This window comes from Luteibacter sp. (assembly GCF_036499525.1).
Taxonomy (GTDB): domain Bacteria; phylum Pseudomonadota; class Gammaproteobacteria; order Xanthomonadales; family Rhodanobacteraceae; genus Luteibacter.
In genome coordinates this window covers 49,582-64,164 of record NZ_DASYDO010000080.1, presented here as the reverse complement: position 1 = coordinate 64,164, position 14,583 = coordinate 49,582, and the positions used below count along the sequence as shown (strand labels likewise).

Below are 14,583 nucleotides of genomic sequence, written 5' to 3'. Positions count from 1 at the left end.
GCGCGCAGGGCGCGCTCCTACAAGTGCGCTCGTAGACCTGTTTGACCCGGGGCAAGTTTCGTCTCGCCCGACGGCAGCGACGCATGGCCGTCCCAGGCGAGGTCGTCGACGTGGCTCGTACCTCCCGGCGCGTTGAGGAACTGCGTGGGTGGATTCACCTGGAAGGGACGAGCCGCCAAGGCAAGCGTCACGTCGCGCGCCGCATCGCCATCGTTCGCGACACGATAGCTCACCACCAGTTGTGAGCGTCCGGGGTCGCCCTGCGCGAAAGCCGTGGTCGTCAATGCAAGCTTTCCTGCTTCCCAACGCACCGATGGGATAGGCAGGTAACGATCGCGCAACGACTGGCTCGTTTTCACGTCGGCCCACGTGACCAGCTTGCCGCCGTCGATGAGGAATGGCTCGATGGAAAAGCTGCCGTGGGAGACTTCGACGGCACCGTCCTCAGAAATCGACGCCGCACCCGTTACGCCGTTGAAGTCGAAGTCGAGGCATGGGGCCTGTCCCGTCTTGCCGGGTATCGTACGAAGGCTCGCGGACACGTCGTCGGTATGGGTCGCATGCCAACCCGTCGGGGCGTCGAATGTGTCGAGGACTCTGGCGTGTCCGCCAGGCGAAGCAAGAAGCGCGGCGAGGCCAAGGGCCTGTAGGAGCGCGCCTTGCGCGCGACATCGTTTCGCGGAAGAGCCGAGGGCCTGTTGCACACGGCTCCAACGGCGTCGCGCACAAGGTGCGCTCCTACAAAGGCTCGTCATCATGTTCAACCCTTGACACTACCCAGCAGCAACCCTTCGAGGTAGTAACGCTGCAAGGCGAGGAACAGCACCAGCACCGGCAGGATGGTGACGACGGAACCGGCCATCATCAACTCGCTGTCCTGCACGTGCTCGCGCGAAAGCGAGGCTAGCGCGATGGGCAGCGTGTAATGTTCCTGCCCGGTCAGCGCGATCAGCGGCCACATGAAGTCGTTCCATGCCGCGAGGAAGGTGAAGATGGCCAGCGTCACCATGATCGGCTTCAGCAGGGGCATCACGATGGTGGCGAAGATGCGGAACTCCCCGGCGCCGTCGATGCGGGCAGCCTCCATGAGGTCGTCCGGGATGCCGCTGGCGTACTGGCGCACGAGGAAGATGCCGAAGAACGTCGCGAGCGCCGGAACGATGATCGCGCCATAGGTGTTCACCAGCCCCATGTATTTCAACAGCAGGAACAGCGGCAGCATGGCCACCTGCGCGGGGATCACCAGCGCGCCCAGTAGCACCTGGAAGATTCGCTGCCGGCCCTTGAACTCGAGTTTCGCGAAGGCGTAGCCCGCCATGAGGTTGAAGGCCAGCGAGATCAGCGTGATCGACGTGGAGATCAGCAGGCTGTTGAACAGGTAACGGCCCATGCCCGCATTCATGAACAGCTGGCGGTAGTTGGCCAGCGTGGCGTTGGCAGGCAGTACCGGCGGCGGCAGCGAACTGGCCTGCCCCTGCGGCATGAAGGACACCGACACCATGTACAGCAGCGGCGCGATCGCGATGACCGCGCCGCCGATCAGCAATCCGTTGATCAAGGCTTTCGCCACGCGCGGGCTCATGCCGGTGCTCCCTGCTTCGACAGGCGAAGCATCGAAGCGGTGACGATGAACATGATGACGAAGAGGATGAAGGCCACGGCCGAGGCCGAGCCGAGGTTCCACCACTTGAAGCCTTCCTCGTACATCAGGTACAGCACTGAGGTGGTGCTCTGCAGCGGGCCGCCCTCGGTCATCACGTAGGGCTCGGCGAACAGCTGGAAGTAGCCCGACACCGTGAGGATGCTCACCATCACCATGGTGGGTTTCAGCATCGGCAGCGTGATGTGGCGGAACTGCGCGACGGCCGAGGCGCCATCGATGCGCGCGGCCTCGTAGAGGTCGCCGGGAATGGCCTGCAACCCGGCCATGAAGATGATCATGTTGTAGCCAAAGTTCTTCCAGACCGCGAAGAGGATGATCGTCGGCATCGCCCAGTGGGGGTCGCCCAGCCAGTCCACCGCCGGTATGCCGACCGAATCGAACACGTAGTTGACCAGGCCGTACTGGGTATTGAACAGGTAGCGCCAGATCACCGCCACGGCGACGACGGTGGTCACCACCGGTGCGAACAGCGCGGTGCGGAAGAAGGCCTTGCACCGTGCCAGTGGCGAGTTGAGCAGCATGGCCGCGCCCAGCGAGGCGATCATCGATAGCGGTACACCCACCACGACGAAGTACACGGTATGGCCAAGTGCGGACCAGAACAGCGGCCGCTGAAGCAGCGTCCAGTAGTTCCGCAGGGCGACAAAGCGCAGGTTGCGGATATCCGCCAGCGCATACAGGTCGTAATCGGTGAGCGAAAGCACCAGCGCCGCCACGACGGGCAGCAGGAAGAACAGCCCGAGGATGATCAACGCGGGCGTGATGAACCACCAGGCGGCACGGGATGTGTTCATGGCGATGCCTTGTGGCCGTGGTCCAGCATCCAGCGGCGCTTCTCGAGGAGACGGTCGGCGCGACGATCGATTTCCGCCGCGGCCTGGTCGATGGTGAGGTCGCCATGGGCGGCTTGCGCCGCCACGAGCTGCATCTCGGTGACGATACGCTCCCATTCGGCGACCGGTGGCGTGGGCTTCACGCGCTCCAGCTGCTCGCGGAACGCGGTGGCCTTGTCGTCGTTCTTCAGCGCCGGTGCGTTCCATGACGAACGCCTCGGAGGCATGTCGCCGAGGATCTGGTAAAAGCGATCCTGGATCGCCGGCCGCGAGAGGAATTCGATCAGCGCCCAGGCGTCGTCCTTGTGTCGGGACTTGCGATAGATCACCAGGCTCGAACCGCCCGCGTTCGATGCGCCTGGCCCGCTCGGGCCCGGCAGAGGCGTGGTGCCCCAGTCTGCCTGCTGGTCCGGCGGCAGGCGCTTGCGGAACTCGCCGATGTTCCAGGGGCCGGACAGGTAGAACGTAAAGAAGCCCTGGCCGAACGCGGCCCAGGGGTTGCCGATGCCGACGTTGGTCATCATCGGCGCCTGCCGGTCCTTGAAGATCGACACATAGAAGGCCAGCGCCTTCTTGAAACCGGCGCTGCGGAAGTTGCCGTAGCGACCGTCATCGCGCAGCAGCGGATCGTCTTGCTGCAGGGCGAGTGCGAGCAACTGCTCGAACTCATTCGTCGGCAGCAGCGCGCCATAGGTCTTGCCGGGCGGTTGCGAGAGCTTCGCCATCATCGCCTGCCATTCGGTCCAGTCCCGTGGCGGGTGGTCGTAGCCGGCCTTCGCGAGCAGGTCCTTGCGATAGAACAGCAGGCGCGTGTCGACGTACCAGGGCACGCCGTAGAGCGTGCCGTCGATGACGTTGGTAGACCAGATGGCGGGGAAATAGTCGGCCTGGTCGACCACCTTCGACGCGGCCACCCGGGCATCGAGCGGCTCGAGCGCACCAAGGGCCACCATTTCCGGAACCCATGTGTTGCCGAGTTGCGTGATATCCGGCGTGGAGTCGCCCGCGTAGGCGGTGAGCAGCTTCTGGTGCGCAGCCGTCAGCGGAAGCTGTTGCACGGCGACGTGGAGCCCGGGGTGCTCGCGTTCGAAGTCAGGTAGCAGCTTCGCCACCGCTTCGCCCTCCCGGCCGATCGTCCAGAACGCCAGTGTCCGCGTGCCCTCTTCCGGCTTTGCGCAACTCGCCAGCCCCGCACAGGCCAGGGCCAGCGCAAGGACAGCGTACAGGCCGCGGGCGCAGCGATTCACCACAAGTTGGCCGCGGTGTCGTCATCGAGCCAGCCGCCGGTGAACCTTGCGCGCTCCAGGCCCCTGCGGATGTACGGGTTCTTCTTCATCACGCTCCAGACGAACTCGCTGCGGTAGTTCTCGATCATCAGCACGATCGGACCCTGGTCGATGCCCAGGTGCACGGTGTCGGCCCAGCCGAAGCCCGGGACCAGCCGGCCCGTGCGCAGGTCGGTGCGCGTGTCGAAACTCGGGTTGAAGGCATCGACGAAGCCGTATTTCGTGTAGATGTACTGGCCGTACTTCTTCTTCATTTCCTCCAGCGCCGGAATGACGATGCCGGGCGCGAAGGCGACCGAACCGCCAGCGGCGGTCGGGACGATGGTACCGTCGTCGGAGATGTAATCGCGGCCGGCGCCACGCGCGGTATAGCCGTGGAACGTGCGCTCCTTGTCGCCCTGCTTCACGATCAGGCCGCCCGGTCCGTTGCTCGCGGTGAGGCCCCAGATGTTCTTGCCGTAACCCTTCCAGCCACCGGGATTGGCGATGGCGTAGGCCTGCTGCGAATACGTGGCGCGGCGGCTGTTCTCGAAATAATCCAGGTCATGCGCCTTGTTCCAGTCGTCGCGGATGCCGCGGAAGTCGACCCAGGCCTGGCTGTACTGGTGACCGAACAACGGCGCGAAATTGAGGAACGTCTGGCCGTGGAACTCGCCCCAGGTCTTGTCGTAAGTCTTCGTCCAGGCGCCCCATGCATCATCACCCACCGCATGGGTCGGCGAGCCAAGCGCGAGGATGTAGACGAGCATGCCTTCGTTATAACCGGCCCAGTCGTGCGGGATGAACTTGCCGCCGGGCGTCCAGCCCATGCTGATCAGCGGCTTGTGGTTCTGCGCCCAGGCCCAATCCACGCGGCGATAGATGTCGTCGGCGAGCTGACGGATCTCCTTTTCTTTCGGATCGTCGTGGTCGTAGTAGCTCTGCGCGAACAGCACGCCACCGAGCAGTAGCGTTGTGTCGACCGTGGATAGTTCCACCCAGCGGTCGTAGCGCTTGCCCGTGTCCATGTTGAGGAAGTGGTAGAAAAAGCCCTGGTATCCGGTGACGTCGTCTTCGGAATCGTTCTGCGGCGCGTCTTTGAAGAAGCGCAGCGTGGCCAGCGTGCGTTCCACCGCCTGGTCGCGCGTGATGTAGCCGCGTTCCGTGCCCACGCCGTATGCCGTGAGGCCGAAGCCCACCGAAGCGATCGAGGCGAAGGAGTTCGTCGGGTAGTGATCCGGCACCAGGCCGTTCGACGGGTTGCCGCTGTCCCAGAACCATTGGAATGTGCGTTTCTCGAGGTCGGCGACCATCGGTGGAACCGGGTGGATGTCGTGGGTCCGGGTCAGGGTCGCCTGCTGCGGCTTCATTGCAACCTTCTGCGCCATGGCCAGCGGGGAGACGCCGCTGAGGATGATGCCGAGGGCGAGGGAAAGGCGCTTGATCGTCTTGGCGTGCATGGAGCGGAATCCTTGGGCTAGCGAGGCCGTGCTACGCGCGTAAACGTTTACGGCCGCCGACAAATAAAAAGTCCCGGGGGGGGCTGCATTGCATGACACAGCTTGTAACTAAGAAGAAGCGCCCGCGGGGAGACACGCGGGCGCGAAGTATGGCGCATCCGGAATCCGGATGCGCCAGGCTGAATCAGAACTTCAGGCCCACGGTGAACCTCGCGGTACGTGGCACATACGTGATGTTGCCCTTCTTGTTGACGGCGACCGGCCGGCTGTTGAGAACGCCATTGGCACCCCAGTTGACGATGTAATCGGTGTCAGCGTAGTTCTTCCAGTTGAACACGTTCAGCACGTCGAACCGCGCATAGATCTTCGTGTCGCCACTGATGACGAAATCCTTCGTCAGCTGCAGATCGATGTCGCGGTAACCCCAGATGTCGCCGCCAAACAGGAACTTGTCGCCACTGGGCGCTCCGGACATCGGGACGCAGCTGGCACCGTTAGGCTCGATCTGGCCGTAGCACGCGGCCGCGTTCTTCGGGAGAGGCGTCGCCAGGGTCAGCTTTACCGAACCGGAAATGCCCCAGGGGAGGTCGACCGCGGCTGTGCCGACGAAGCGGTGCTTGGCCACCGCGTTCGAGGTGATGAACGGATAATCCCCGATGGTCGGCTCATCGAACGAGTAATGTTCGTTGACGTCGCGGTTCTGCTTTGAATGCGAATAGGTATAGGCGAGGCTCGTGCTCCAGCCCGATTCCTTCGTGTACGGCTTCTGCGCCGAGAGCAGAACCTGTGTCGTCCGCGTCGCGATGCCGTTATCGCCGAGAATAAGTCCGCCGACGCTGGGGATCGGATAGTCAAAGGGCTGTTTGCCATCCTGGAAGAACGCGCCATTCGGATAGCGGTTGCCCAGCGTGAAGGCGAAGCCGTCCTTGCTCAGTACGCGGGTCACCGTGGCGTCGGTCAGCCAGTCGCCGATGGTGTTGGACATGCCAAGGCTGTACTGGTCGCTGTAGGGTGCTTTCAGCTTGTTATTGAGCATGTCGACTTCCTGACCCGAGTTGCCTCCGATGAGGAAGTTCTGCAGCGCGCCCTGGCCGTTGAGGAACTCCGGATTCCAGGGTATGCACGTTGCCGATGTGGTATCGCAGGGATGGGTTGGGATGTTGAAGCGCAGGGTGGTTTGCGGGAGTGCCTGCTTGGTTACTTCGGTCTGCAGGTAGTCGTACAGGTTTCGGTCGTAGGCTCGGCCGGCACCACCGTGGATCACGTGGGCCTCGTCGGCGAAGAGGTCGTACGAGAAGCCGAGGCGTGGCTGCCACTCGCCCTTGAACGCGTGGCGGTTGTGGCCATTGCTGACATAGTTGTTGAGATTCACGCCGCCGGCGGCCAATGCATCGCCGTAGGTCTCGCCCGGTGTCGCGCCCGCGTAGGGATTCGGCGAGTTGATCGCATCGAGCACGCGCTGCGAAGTCACGAAGTTCGTGTACGACGGATTGGCCTCGTAGTCCCAGCGCACGCCAAGGTTCAGCGTCAGGTGGTCGTTCACCGACCAGTCGTCCTGGGCAAATACGCCGTACTGGCGGGCGGTGGTCTCCGCGACGCCGCTCTGGCCCGGGAGGGTGGAGGCGTAGAACACCTGCCACGGCTGGGTCGCCACGCCACCCGGGTTTACGTCATAGAAAAACTGCGGGCTCTGGGCCGCAGCATCGGCGGCCTTCAATTCGATCGACTTGAACTTGTAGCCGAGCTTGACGACATGATCGCCATTCCACTCCAGGTCGTTGAAGGTGAAGGTGTCCGAGATGCTCGGTCCTTCCTGGCTCTTCGTCTGTGTCGCGCGCGGATCCGCCGAGCCAGTGGTGATGATGGTCGGATTGTTGGGATCCGGCTGCCAGCTATAGGTATAACCGTTGCCAGCCTGCAGCGGGAACGCGTTGATATACGCGTTCTCGAACGTGAAGATCAGTTCGTTGTACCAGCTATCGGCGCTGTGCTGCCACTTGAACGTGCCGCGTGTGTCGTGGTTCTCGTTGTTCACGCCAGCAGACGGTGCGGTACCGGTGCCGATACCCGAGATCTGTGTTTCACGCCGCACCTGGGTGCTCAGCTCGATGCGATCCCGATCCGTCACTTCCCAGTCGATCTTGCCGAAATACAATTTCTCGTCGAAGGTAAGGTTGGACGAGCCAAGTTCCTGCTGGACGCTGGCCGGGAGCAGGGGGGTCACATCGCCCGCAAAGTTGACGCTGTTGGGCACCACCGAGATCGGCGTATCGAACTTCTTCTGCTCGAACGCGATGAAGAAGTGCATCTGGTCCTTGATGATGGGTCCGCCCAACGCAAAGCCATATTCCTTCGACTCGGAATCGACCTTCTTGCCCGTGCTCTCTTCGATTGGCGTACGGTTGCGGAACGCGTCGTTGGTATAGGTGCCGAACACCTCACCGTGGAACTCGTTGGTACCCGACTTGGTTTCAGCGGTGATGGCGGCCGACGAAACCTGGTCGTACTCGGCCTTGTAGTTCGAGGTAATCACCTTGTACTCGCCGATGGCGAGCTGGGGGAATGGATTGCCCTGGCTGTTGTTCTGGCCGGAAATACCGCCTTCCTTCACGTAGCTCTTCTGGCTCACGCCGTCGATATAGACGTTCGTGGAACTCGTGTTCATCGCGCCGCCGCGCAGCGACGTGTTCCCCTTGGCGTCGACGCTGAAGACCATGCCTGGAACGGTGTCGGCGAATTCGAGGAAGTTGCGCGATACCTGCGGAATCGTGGCGATCTGGTGCAGTGAGATCGTCTGGCCGACTTCGGGCGTCTTCACTTCTTCCAGGGTTGTCGCCGAGACGGAGACACCTTCCAGCGACGTGGCGCTGGCGGCTGCCGCCGTGCCTTCGGTCGTCGGGGCAGCGAGGTTGAGGTTCGCCGTGGAAGCCACAGTCAGCGTCACGTTCTTCTCTGTGCCGGGACCTGCGTCAACGCGATAGGTCGCGGGCGGAAGGCCGTTGATGACGTATGAACCGTCCTGCCCCGCCGTAGCGTGGCGGGTGAAACCCGTTTGAGAGTTGAATACGGTGACGTTCGCGCCAGGCGTCGCCTTGCCGCGCAAGGTGGCGTTTGAGGACTGCGCCATGACGGCGGAAGGAGCGGCAGTCGCGGCAACGGCGGCGGCAATGATGCTGACCAGCAGCTTCTTCTTCATGTGCATCGAGGCTTTCATTATTCCCCTCTCCCAAGGTTTTCTGTGTATTGAGTCCGGCCCATCGAATGTGAAGTACGGCGGCGACGTTGCTGTCGTTTCGCGGTGGTTGTGCCACTCTGTCGTGCGTTATGCCGTCGTCTTCGCGTCCGCTCCGCGGGTACGGGCCGGATGTAATGAAACGAAAAGATCCTGTGGTGACGCCGTCCTGGAACTCCTGCACGGCCCGGCAAGCCGTGTGTGTCCAACGAGCGTCAGGCTCGTCGTCGTACCGTGCCGTTACCGCCACAGGAAGCGCGTACGACGAGTTCGGTGGCCACCACGGTGCGCGGTTCGGGTGCGGCGTCCTCGGGTGCCTCGATCATGCGAACGAGGCGTTCCAGCGCCGCTTCGCCCAATTCGGCGATGCGTACGCGGACGGTAGTGAGCGGTGGCGTGACGTAGCGCGCCATGGGAATGTCATCGAACCCTGCCACTGCGATGTCTTCCGGCGTGCGAACCTTCGCTTCAGACAAGGCGGAAAGGCAGCCGATAGCCATCATGTCGTTCGCTGCGAAGATGGCATCGGGGCGCGGCACCATGGCCAGCGCCTGCTTGCCGGCGTGGTAGCCGGATTCCTCGGTGAAATCGCCAGGGAGCACGAAGACGCGATCGCCGAGGCCTGCGGCGGCGAGCGCTTCACGGTATCCGCGGCAACGCTCCTGCACGTCATGGTTCACTTCGGGACCGGCGATGAAGGCGATGCGCTTGCGGCCAAGGCCGAGCAGGTGCTCGGTCATGATGCGAGCCCCGCCGTAATCGTCCACATCGAGCGCGGCATGACGATCCGAGCGCACATGACTGTTGATCAGCACCGTGGGCAACACGATCGGCAGGTTCTCGTCGAGGAAGGCCTCGTCCGCGTGCGGGGACATCACCAGGAGGCCATCGACGCGGCCTTGCATCGCGCGCAGCGCGATGGCCGCCTCGGTAGCGTCGCCGTGCGAGCTGGACACGAGCATGTAGAGGCCATGCGCACGAGCCGCGAGGTCGATGCCACGGATGAGTTCGGAGAAGAACGCACCGTGCAGATCCGGCAACAACGCGCCGATGGTCTGCGTGCGGCGCGTAATCAGGCTGCGCGCTGCGTTGTGCGGCACGTAGCGCAGTCGCGCCGCTACTTCCCGGATCCGCTTCTGCGTTTCCGCCGTGACCCCGCTATGTCCGTTGAGAGCACGCGAGACCGAGGCCACCGATACGTTGGCCATTCTCGCGACGTCTTTGATCGTCACACTCACGTCGTTCTCGCCCTTGAGCCAGCCCCTCCCGGAGCTCGACGGCGCGGAACGTAAACGTTTTCATACGGGGTTGTAAAGCGCCCGGAATCAAGCGCTTGGTGCACTGCCGCGAGAAGTGGCAGGGGCTGGCATACCAGTCCGCGGCGATCGTTAAAAAATGGTGTGGCATCAGCTAGGTGAGTGGTATTCGGCGAATTGCCGCGCTGCCGCAATACTTCTGCACATACCCTTCACCGACATAAATAGCTGTCGTGTAAGGCACAACGTAACGCGCGTTACATCGAAGGCTGGGTTTAAGCCGGGCAGCAGATTGATGATAACTATTATCATTCGCGGCCTTTCTGTCGGACGGGCCCGTCTCGCGCTCGACTTGCTCAAGTTTTGACCAAGACCGACCGTTAACTGAATACGGGTGGCTGGTAAAACTTGCGTTAAGGCCGATCGTTAAATTACAATTAACACCTCATCGATTCATCATCATGCAGTGTCTCGTTGCCTGATGCGACAGGAAAAGCCGTTAACTCCTTGATATAGCAGCCATGTTGACCACTACCCTCATCGCCATGACCTTCGTTGCCTTCGCCCTTGCGGCGACCTCGGTCCGGCGTATTCCCGAAGGGCAGGTCTACACGGTGCGTCGCCTTGGCCGCGCTCCCTTGCTGCTTACCGCCGGTACCCATGTCCTGCTGCCCATGATCGACCGGGTCGCGCACAAGATCGACTTGGGTGGCCAGGTGCTCCGTTTCGAAGGCGGCACGGTGTATTGGCAGGTCCTGGAGCCCGCAGTCGCCGACGAAGTCATCGACGACGCACCCGAGTTCATCCGCACCAACGTCGTCGCCGCCCTTCGCGACAGCGGCACCGCGCACTCGGCCGATCGCCGGGCCGTAGGCACCCAGCTAAAGCATGCCGTGAACGGCTCGCTCCGCGCCCGCGGCATGCTGGTCACCCGCGTCGAGCTCGACGCCGCCTGATTCGTTCGATCCTCGAACAACGCCATGGGCTGATGTAGCCCATGGCGTATTTTACGCGGCGCGGATGACTTCAATGCTGGCACCGCCAAGGCGGGGCTTTCATACTCCTCGTCCCTTTCGATGCCCTGAAGCCGCATGACCGCGCGCGAAGCCCTGCAAACCCAGCTCGACCGTGGCATCGCCACCCTTGGCGTGACCCTGCCCGACGGCGCGGTGGAGCGCCTGCTCGATTACCGCGACCTGCTCGAGCGCTGGAATTCGGCGTACAACCTCACGGCGATCCGCGACGATCGCGAGATGGTCGCGCGGCACCTGCTCGATTCGCTGGCGATCCTGCCTTACGTGCACGGCCGCTCGCTGGCCGACCTCGGCACGGGTCCGGGCCTGCCTGGCATTCCGCTGGCCATCGCCGAGCCGGCGCGCGAAGTGCTCATGGTCGATTCGAATGGCAAGAAGGTCCGCTTCCTGCGTGAAGCGATCCGCTCGCTGAAGCTGGGCAACGCGAAGACCTTGCAGAGCCGCGTCGAAGACGTGGAGGGCACGTTCGAGTGCATCACCGCCCGCGCTTTCGCCTCCCTGGCGGACATGCTCGGCTGGGGTGGACACCTGCTGGCACCGAACGGCGTCTGGCTCGCGATGAAGGGCAAGCACCCGGCGGAGGAACTCGACGGGGTGCCGGAAGGCTTCCGGGTGGAAGCGATCCACATGCTGGGCGTGCCGGGTGTCGAGGGTGAGCGGCACCTGGTGGTTATTCGTCGGGACTGATCGCGAGCACCCATCGCCGACAGGGTCGGCTCCCACCAAGCTGAGTCCCACAGGCCTTGGCACCTAGGGCCGAGCGCCCCGTCGATGCTAACCTAGCTCCCTTTCCGCGCACGGCAGCTACCGGTACCCCATGGCCCGCATCATCGCAGTCGCCAACCAGAAGGGCGGCGTCGGCAAGACCACCACCTCCGTGAACCTCGCCGCGGCCCTGGCCGCCGCGAAGCGCAAGGTGCTGCTTGTCGACTTCGATCCCCAGGGCAATGCCACGATGGCGTCCGGCGTGGACAAGCACGAGGCCAAGCCCAACGGCTGCGAAGTGCTGCTGGGCGAGGCGCCCATCGGCGACGTGCTGGTCCGGACCGAGGCGGGATTCGACCTGCTGCCGGGCAATGGCGACCTCACCGCCGCCGAGCTGAAGCTGATGGATGGCCTTGCCCGTGAGCAGCGCCTGAAAGAGCAATTGGCGAAGATTGCCGACCGCTACGACACGATCCTCATCGACTGCCCGCCGTCGCTGCACCTGCTTACGCTGAACGCGCTGACCGCCGCCGACGGCGTGCTGATCCCGGTGCAGTGCGAATACTTCGCGCTGGAAGGACTGTCCAGCCTGCTCGATACCATCGAGGCCGTGCGGCAGCGCCTGAACCCCCGGCTGGAGGTCGAAGGCCTCCTGCGCACCATGTACGACGTGCGCAACAACCTTGGCAACGAGGTCTCGGCGCAGCTCACCCAGCACTTCGGCGAGAAGGTGCTGCGCTCGATCATCCCTCGCAACGTGCGCCTGGCCGAGGCGCCAAGCCACGGGCAGCCGATCCATCTCTACGATCGCGGCTCGCGCGGCGCCATCGCCTATATCGGGCTTGCCGGCGAGATCATCCGCCGCGAGCGGCTACTGAACGGCGTGGCCGCGGAGCCTGCCGCGAATGACATCGACGAAGCGGCGCCGGATCCCACCGGCGCGGCCTCCTAAGGAATATCCATGGCAGCAGCGAAGAAACGTGGACTCGGCCGTGGCCTTGACGCCCTGCTCGGTGGCGGCGCAGGTCCCTTGGCCACGCCCTCGATCGTCGAGCAGGAGGGCGAGTTGCGTTCGCTGCCGATCCAGCAGATCCAGGCCGGCAAGTACCAGCCGCGCCGTCACTGGAACGACGAGGCGCTGGACGAGCTGGCTGCCTCGATCAAGGCCCAGGGCCTGATCCAGCCGGTGGTGGTTCGTGCCATTGGCAAGAACAGCTATGAACTGATCGCCGGCGAGCGCCGCTGGCGTGCGGCCCAGCGCGCCTCGATGAGTGAGATTCCGGCGCTGGTGAAAGACGTGCCGGAGCAGTCCGTGCTCGCCATGGCGCTGATCGAGAACATCCAGCGCCAGGAACTCACCCCGCTGGAAGAAGCCCAGGCCCTGCACCGCCTGATCGACGAATTCGACCTGACCCACCAGCAGGCTGCCGACGCGGTCGGCCGTTCCCGCGCGGCGGTGTCGAACCTGCTCCGGCTCATGGAACTGCCCCAGTCCATCAAGCAGCTGCTCGACGAGAGCAAGCTCGAGATGGGCCATGCCCGCGCCCTGCTGACCCTCCCGCCCACCATCGCTGAGCCGCTGGCGCTGGAGGCCGCACGCAACGGCTGGACCGTGCGCGAGCTGGAGGAAGCCGCTCGCAAGGCCCAGCTGGCACCCAAGGGCAAGGCGAAGTCCGCTCCGGCCGACCCGAACATCGCCAACCTCGAGCGCGAGCTGGCTGAGCGCTTCGCTACCCGCGTGGAACTCGCCCATGGCCGCGGCGGCAAGGGCAAGCTGGTGATCCACTACCACAGCCTCGACGAGCTCGACGGCATCCTCACGAAGGTCCGCTAGGCCGCGGGATGCCCTGTAAGAGAAAGCTCATGGCACCGGTCAAAGAGGGTGTGAATCCGAAGCAGCGCCAGTACGAAGCCATGGTGCGCGCCCTGTCGGCCGACCTTTACCGGTACGCCTTCTGGCTGTCGCGCTCTGAAACCGTCGCCCAGGACCTGGTCCAGGAGACCTTCCTGCGTGCGTGGAAGAACCTCGACGCCCTGCGCGACGTGGAGTCGGCCAAGCCGTGGCTCATCACGATCCTTCGCCGCGAACACGCGCGCCTGTACGAGCGCAAGCGGCTGGAACTCGTGGATCTGGACGACAACGTGGTGGAAGACACCGTCTTCGCCAGTCCCGAACGCAGCGGCGACGCCGCGCAGGTGCGCGAGGCGATGCTCAAACTGCCCGACAAGTATCGCGATCCGCTGGCCATGCAGGTGCTGGGCGGCATGACCTGCGAAGAGATCGCCGAAAGCACCGGCCAGCAACCCGGCGCCGTGATGACCCAGTTGTTCCGTGCCCGCCAGCGCCTCAAGGCCTTGCTGGGCGGGCGCGCCGCGGCCGAAGGGGGCCGGAAATGAACTGTCTCGACTTCCGCCGCCGCCTGAGCGCCGAGCCACGCTCGCGCGACCGGGCACTGCTTGCCCACCGCGATGCTTGCAAGGAGGGTTGCGCGGCGTTCTGGCAGCGGGCCCAGCGTTTCGAGGACGACTTCGAAACCGCGCTTGCCATGCCCGTGCCCGAAGGCCTGGCCGATCGCATCCTGCTTGTCCACGCCACCGGCGAGCGCCGCCGCGAGATGAGCCGCCGCCGAACCTGGATGGCGATGGCGGCCTCGGTCCTGATCGCCTTCGTCGGTGCCGGCCTGTTCTGGCGCCATGCGGACCTCGGTTCGCTGCCGGCCCTCGCGGTGGCGCACATGCCCGAGGAAATGGATGCGCTGGACCTGACCCAGCCGATGACGGACGCCCAGGTGGAAGCCGGTTTCGTGGGCCGCGCCACGCACCTCAAGGGCCCGGCACCGGTTGGCGTCACCTACGTGCACGACTGCACGGTGGGTCCGTATCCCGCGGTGCATCTCGTTTCGCGAATGAACGACGAGCCGGTGGTGGCGCTGTACATGCCAGGCAAGATGATCGACAAGAGCACCGACTTCCATCGTGACGGCTGGGACGGCCGCCAGGTGGCGCTCCGTGGCGGCACCCTGGTGGTGATGGCGCAAGGCGCCAGCCGCAGCACGATGGCGGCGGTGGAACGGGGCTGGCGCGCCGCCATCGAGGGGCCGGCTGCCCCGGGCGTCGGCCAGATCTGAACGGCCG

The 14,583-nt window shown here is 64.1% G+C and carries 13 protein-coding genes; 6 read left to right on the top strand and 7 right to left on the bottom strand.

The genetic code is table 11. From position 1 onward, the window contains the following. Positions 1-17: 17 nt before the first annotated feature. The 7 genes from VGM71_RS17090 to VGM71_RS17060 form a co-directional block, all read right to left on the bottom strand. Positions 18-542, bottom strand: a complete 525-nt coding sequence (locus VGM71_RS17090) for a hypothetical protein (RefSeq protein WP_331547392.1) — start codon at positions 540-542, stop codon at positions 18-20. A gap of 218 nt (positions 543-760) precedes the next feature. After that, on the bottom strand, positions 761-1,582 hold the full coding sequence (locus tag VGM71_RS17085; RefSeq protein WP_331547390.1) for a carbohydrate ABC transporter permease: 822 nt from the start codon (positions 1,580-1,582) through the stop codon (positions 761-763). Beyond that, on the bottom strand, positions 1,579-2,457 hold the full coding sequence (locus tag VGM71_RS17080) for a sugar ABC transporter permease (protein ID WP_331547388.1): 879 nt from the start codon (positions 2,455-2,457) through the stop codon (positions 1,579-1,581). The genes VGM71_RS17085 and VGM71_RS17080 overlap by 4 nt, the downstream gene beginning before the upstream one ends. Next, complete coding sequence (locus VGM71_RS17075; RefSeq protein WP_331547386.1) at positions 2,454-3,743, bottom strand: sugar ABC transporter substrate-binding protein; 1,290 nt, start codon at positions 3,741-3,743, stop codon at positions 2,454-2,456. Before VGM71_RS17075 ends, VGM71_RS17080 begins: the two co-directional genes overlap by 4 nt. Then, positions 3,740-5,221 (bottom strand): glucoamylase family protein, encoded by a 1,482-nt coding sequence (locus VGM71_RS17070; protein WP_331547384.1) that lies wholly within the window; start codon positions 5,219-5,221, stop codon positions 3,740-3,742. Before VGM71_RS17070 ends, VGM71_RS17075 begins: the two co-directional genes overlap by 4 nt. 184 nt (positions 5,222-5,405) lie before the next feature. Further along, positions 5,406-8,435 (bottom strand): TonB-dependent receptor, encoded by a 3,030-nt coding sequence (locus VGM71_RS17065; RefSeq protein WP_414675158.1) that lies wholly within the window; start codon positions 8,433-8,435, stop codon positions 5,406-5,408. 233 nt (positions 8,436-8,668) lie between these two features. Further along, positions 8,669-9,661, bottom strand: a complete 993-nt coding sequence (locus tag VGM71_RS17060; RefSeq protein ID WP_414675157.1) for a LacI family DNA-binding transcriptional regulator — start codon at positions 9,659-9,661, stop codon at positions 8,669-8,671. 569 nt (positions 9,662-10,230) lie between these two features. Between VGM71_RS17060 and VGM71_RS17055 the strand changes: the two genes are divergently transcribed. From VGM71_RS17055 to VGM71_RS17030, 6 genes are all read left to right on the top strand, one after another. Next, complete coding sequence (locus VGM71_RS17055; RefSeq protein WP_331547378.1) at positions 10,231-10,665, top strand: hypothetical protein; 435 nt, start codon at positions 10,231-10,233, stop codon at positions 10,663-10,665. A gap of 135 nt (positions 10,666-10,800) precedes the next feature. Beyond that, entirely contained in the window at positions 10,801-11,430 is a 630-nt protein-coding gene (gene rsmG / locus VGM71_RS17050; RefSeq protein ID WP_331547376.1) for a 16S rRNA (guanine(527)-N(7))-methyltransferase RsmG, read from the top strand. 130 nt (positions 11,431-11,560) lie between these two features. Beyond that, entirely contained in the window at positions 11,561-12,400 is an 840-nt protein-coding gene (locus VGM71_RS17045) for a ParA family protein (RefSeq protein WP_331547374.1), read from the top strand. A gap of 9 nt (positions 12,401-12,409) precedes the next feature. Continuing rightward, positions 12,410-13,282: a ParB/RepB/Spo0J family partition protein gene (locus VGM71_RS17040; RefSeq protein ID WP_331547372.1), complete on the top strand. Its 873-nt coding sequence runs from the start codon at positions 12,410-12,412 to the stop codon at positions 13,280-13,282. Between the two features lie 29 nt (positions 13,283-13,311). After that, positions 13,312-13,845: a sigma-70 family RNA polymerase sigma factor gene (locus VGM71_RS17035; RefSeq protein WP_331547370.1), complete on the top strand. Its 534-nt coding sequence runs from the start codon at positions 13,312-13,314 to the stop codon at positions 13,843-13,845. Then, entirely contained in the window at positions 13,842-14,576 is a 735-nt protein-coding gene (locus VGM71_RS17030) for a DUF3379 family protein (protein WP_331547368.1), read from the top strand. The genes VGM71_RS17035 and VGM71_RS17030 overlap by 4 nt, the downstream gene beginning before the upstream one ends. The last annotated feature ends 7 nt before the right edge of the window (positions 14,577-14,583 follow it).

What these genes read in the sequence shown, in the direction of transcription:
- VGM71_RS17030 (WP_331547368.1), top strand. Translation starts at nt 13,842, where the DNA reads ATGAACTGTCTCGACTTCCGCCGCCGCCTGAGCGCCGAGCCACGCTCG.
- VGM71_RS17060 (WP_414675157.1), bottom strand. Translation starts at nt 9,661, where the DNA reads ATGGCCAACGTATCGGTGGCCTCGGTCTCGCGTGCTCTCAACGGACAT.
- VGM71_RS17065 (WP_414675158.1), bottom strand. Translation starts at nt 8,435, where the DNA reads ATGAAAGCCTCGATGCACATGAAGAAGAAGCTGCTGGTCAGCATCATT.
- VGM71_RS17040 (WP_331547372.1), top strand. Translation starts at nt 12,410, where the DNA reads ATGGCAGCAGCGAAGAAACGTGGACTCGGCCGTGGCCTTGACGCCCTG.
- VGM71_RS17045 (WP_331547374.1), top strand. Translation starts at nt 11,561, where the DNA reads ATGGCCCGCATCATCGCAGTCGCCAACCAGAAGGGCGGCGTCGGCAAG.
- VGM71_RS17070 (WP_331547384.1), bottom strand. Translation starts at nt 5,221, where the DNA reads ATGCACGCCAAGACGATCAAGCGCCTTTCCCTCGCCCTCGGCATCATC.
- rsmG (WP_331547376.1), top strand. Translation starts at nt 10,801, where the DNA reads ATGACCGCGCGCGAAGCCCTGCAAACCCAGCTCGACCGTGGCATCGCC.
- VGM71_RS17085 (WP_331547390.1), bottom strand. Translation starts at nt 1,582, where the DNA reads ATGAGCCCGCGCGTGGCGAAAGCCTTGATCAACGGATTGCTGATCGGC.
- VGM71_RS17055 (WP_331547378.1), top strand. Translation starts at nt 10,231, where the DNA reads ATGTTGACCACTACCCTCATCGCCATGACCTTCGTTGCCTTCGCCCTT.
- VGM71_RS17080 (WP_331547388.1), bottom strand. Translation starts at nt 2,457, where the DNA reads ATGAACACATCCCGTGCCGCCTGGTGGTTCATCACGCCCGCGTTGATC.
- VGM71_RS17035 (WP_331547370.1), top strand. Translation starts at nt 13,312, where the DNA reads ATGGCACCGGTCAAAGAGGGTGTGAATCCGAAGCAGCGCCAGTACGAA.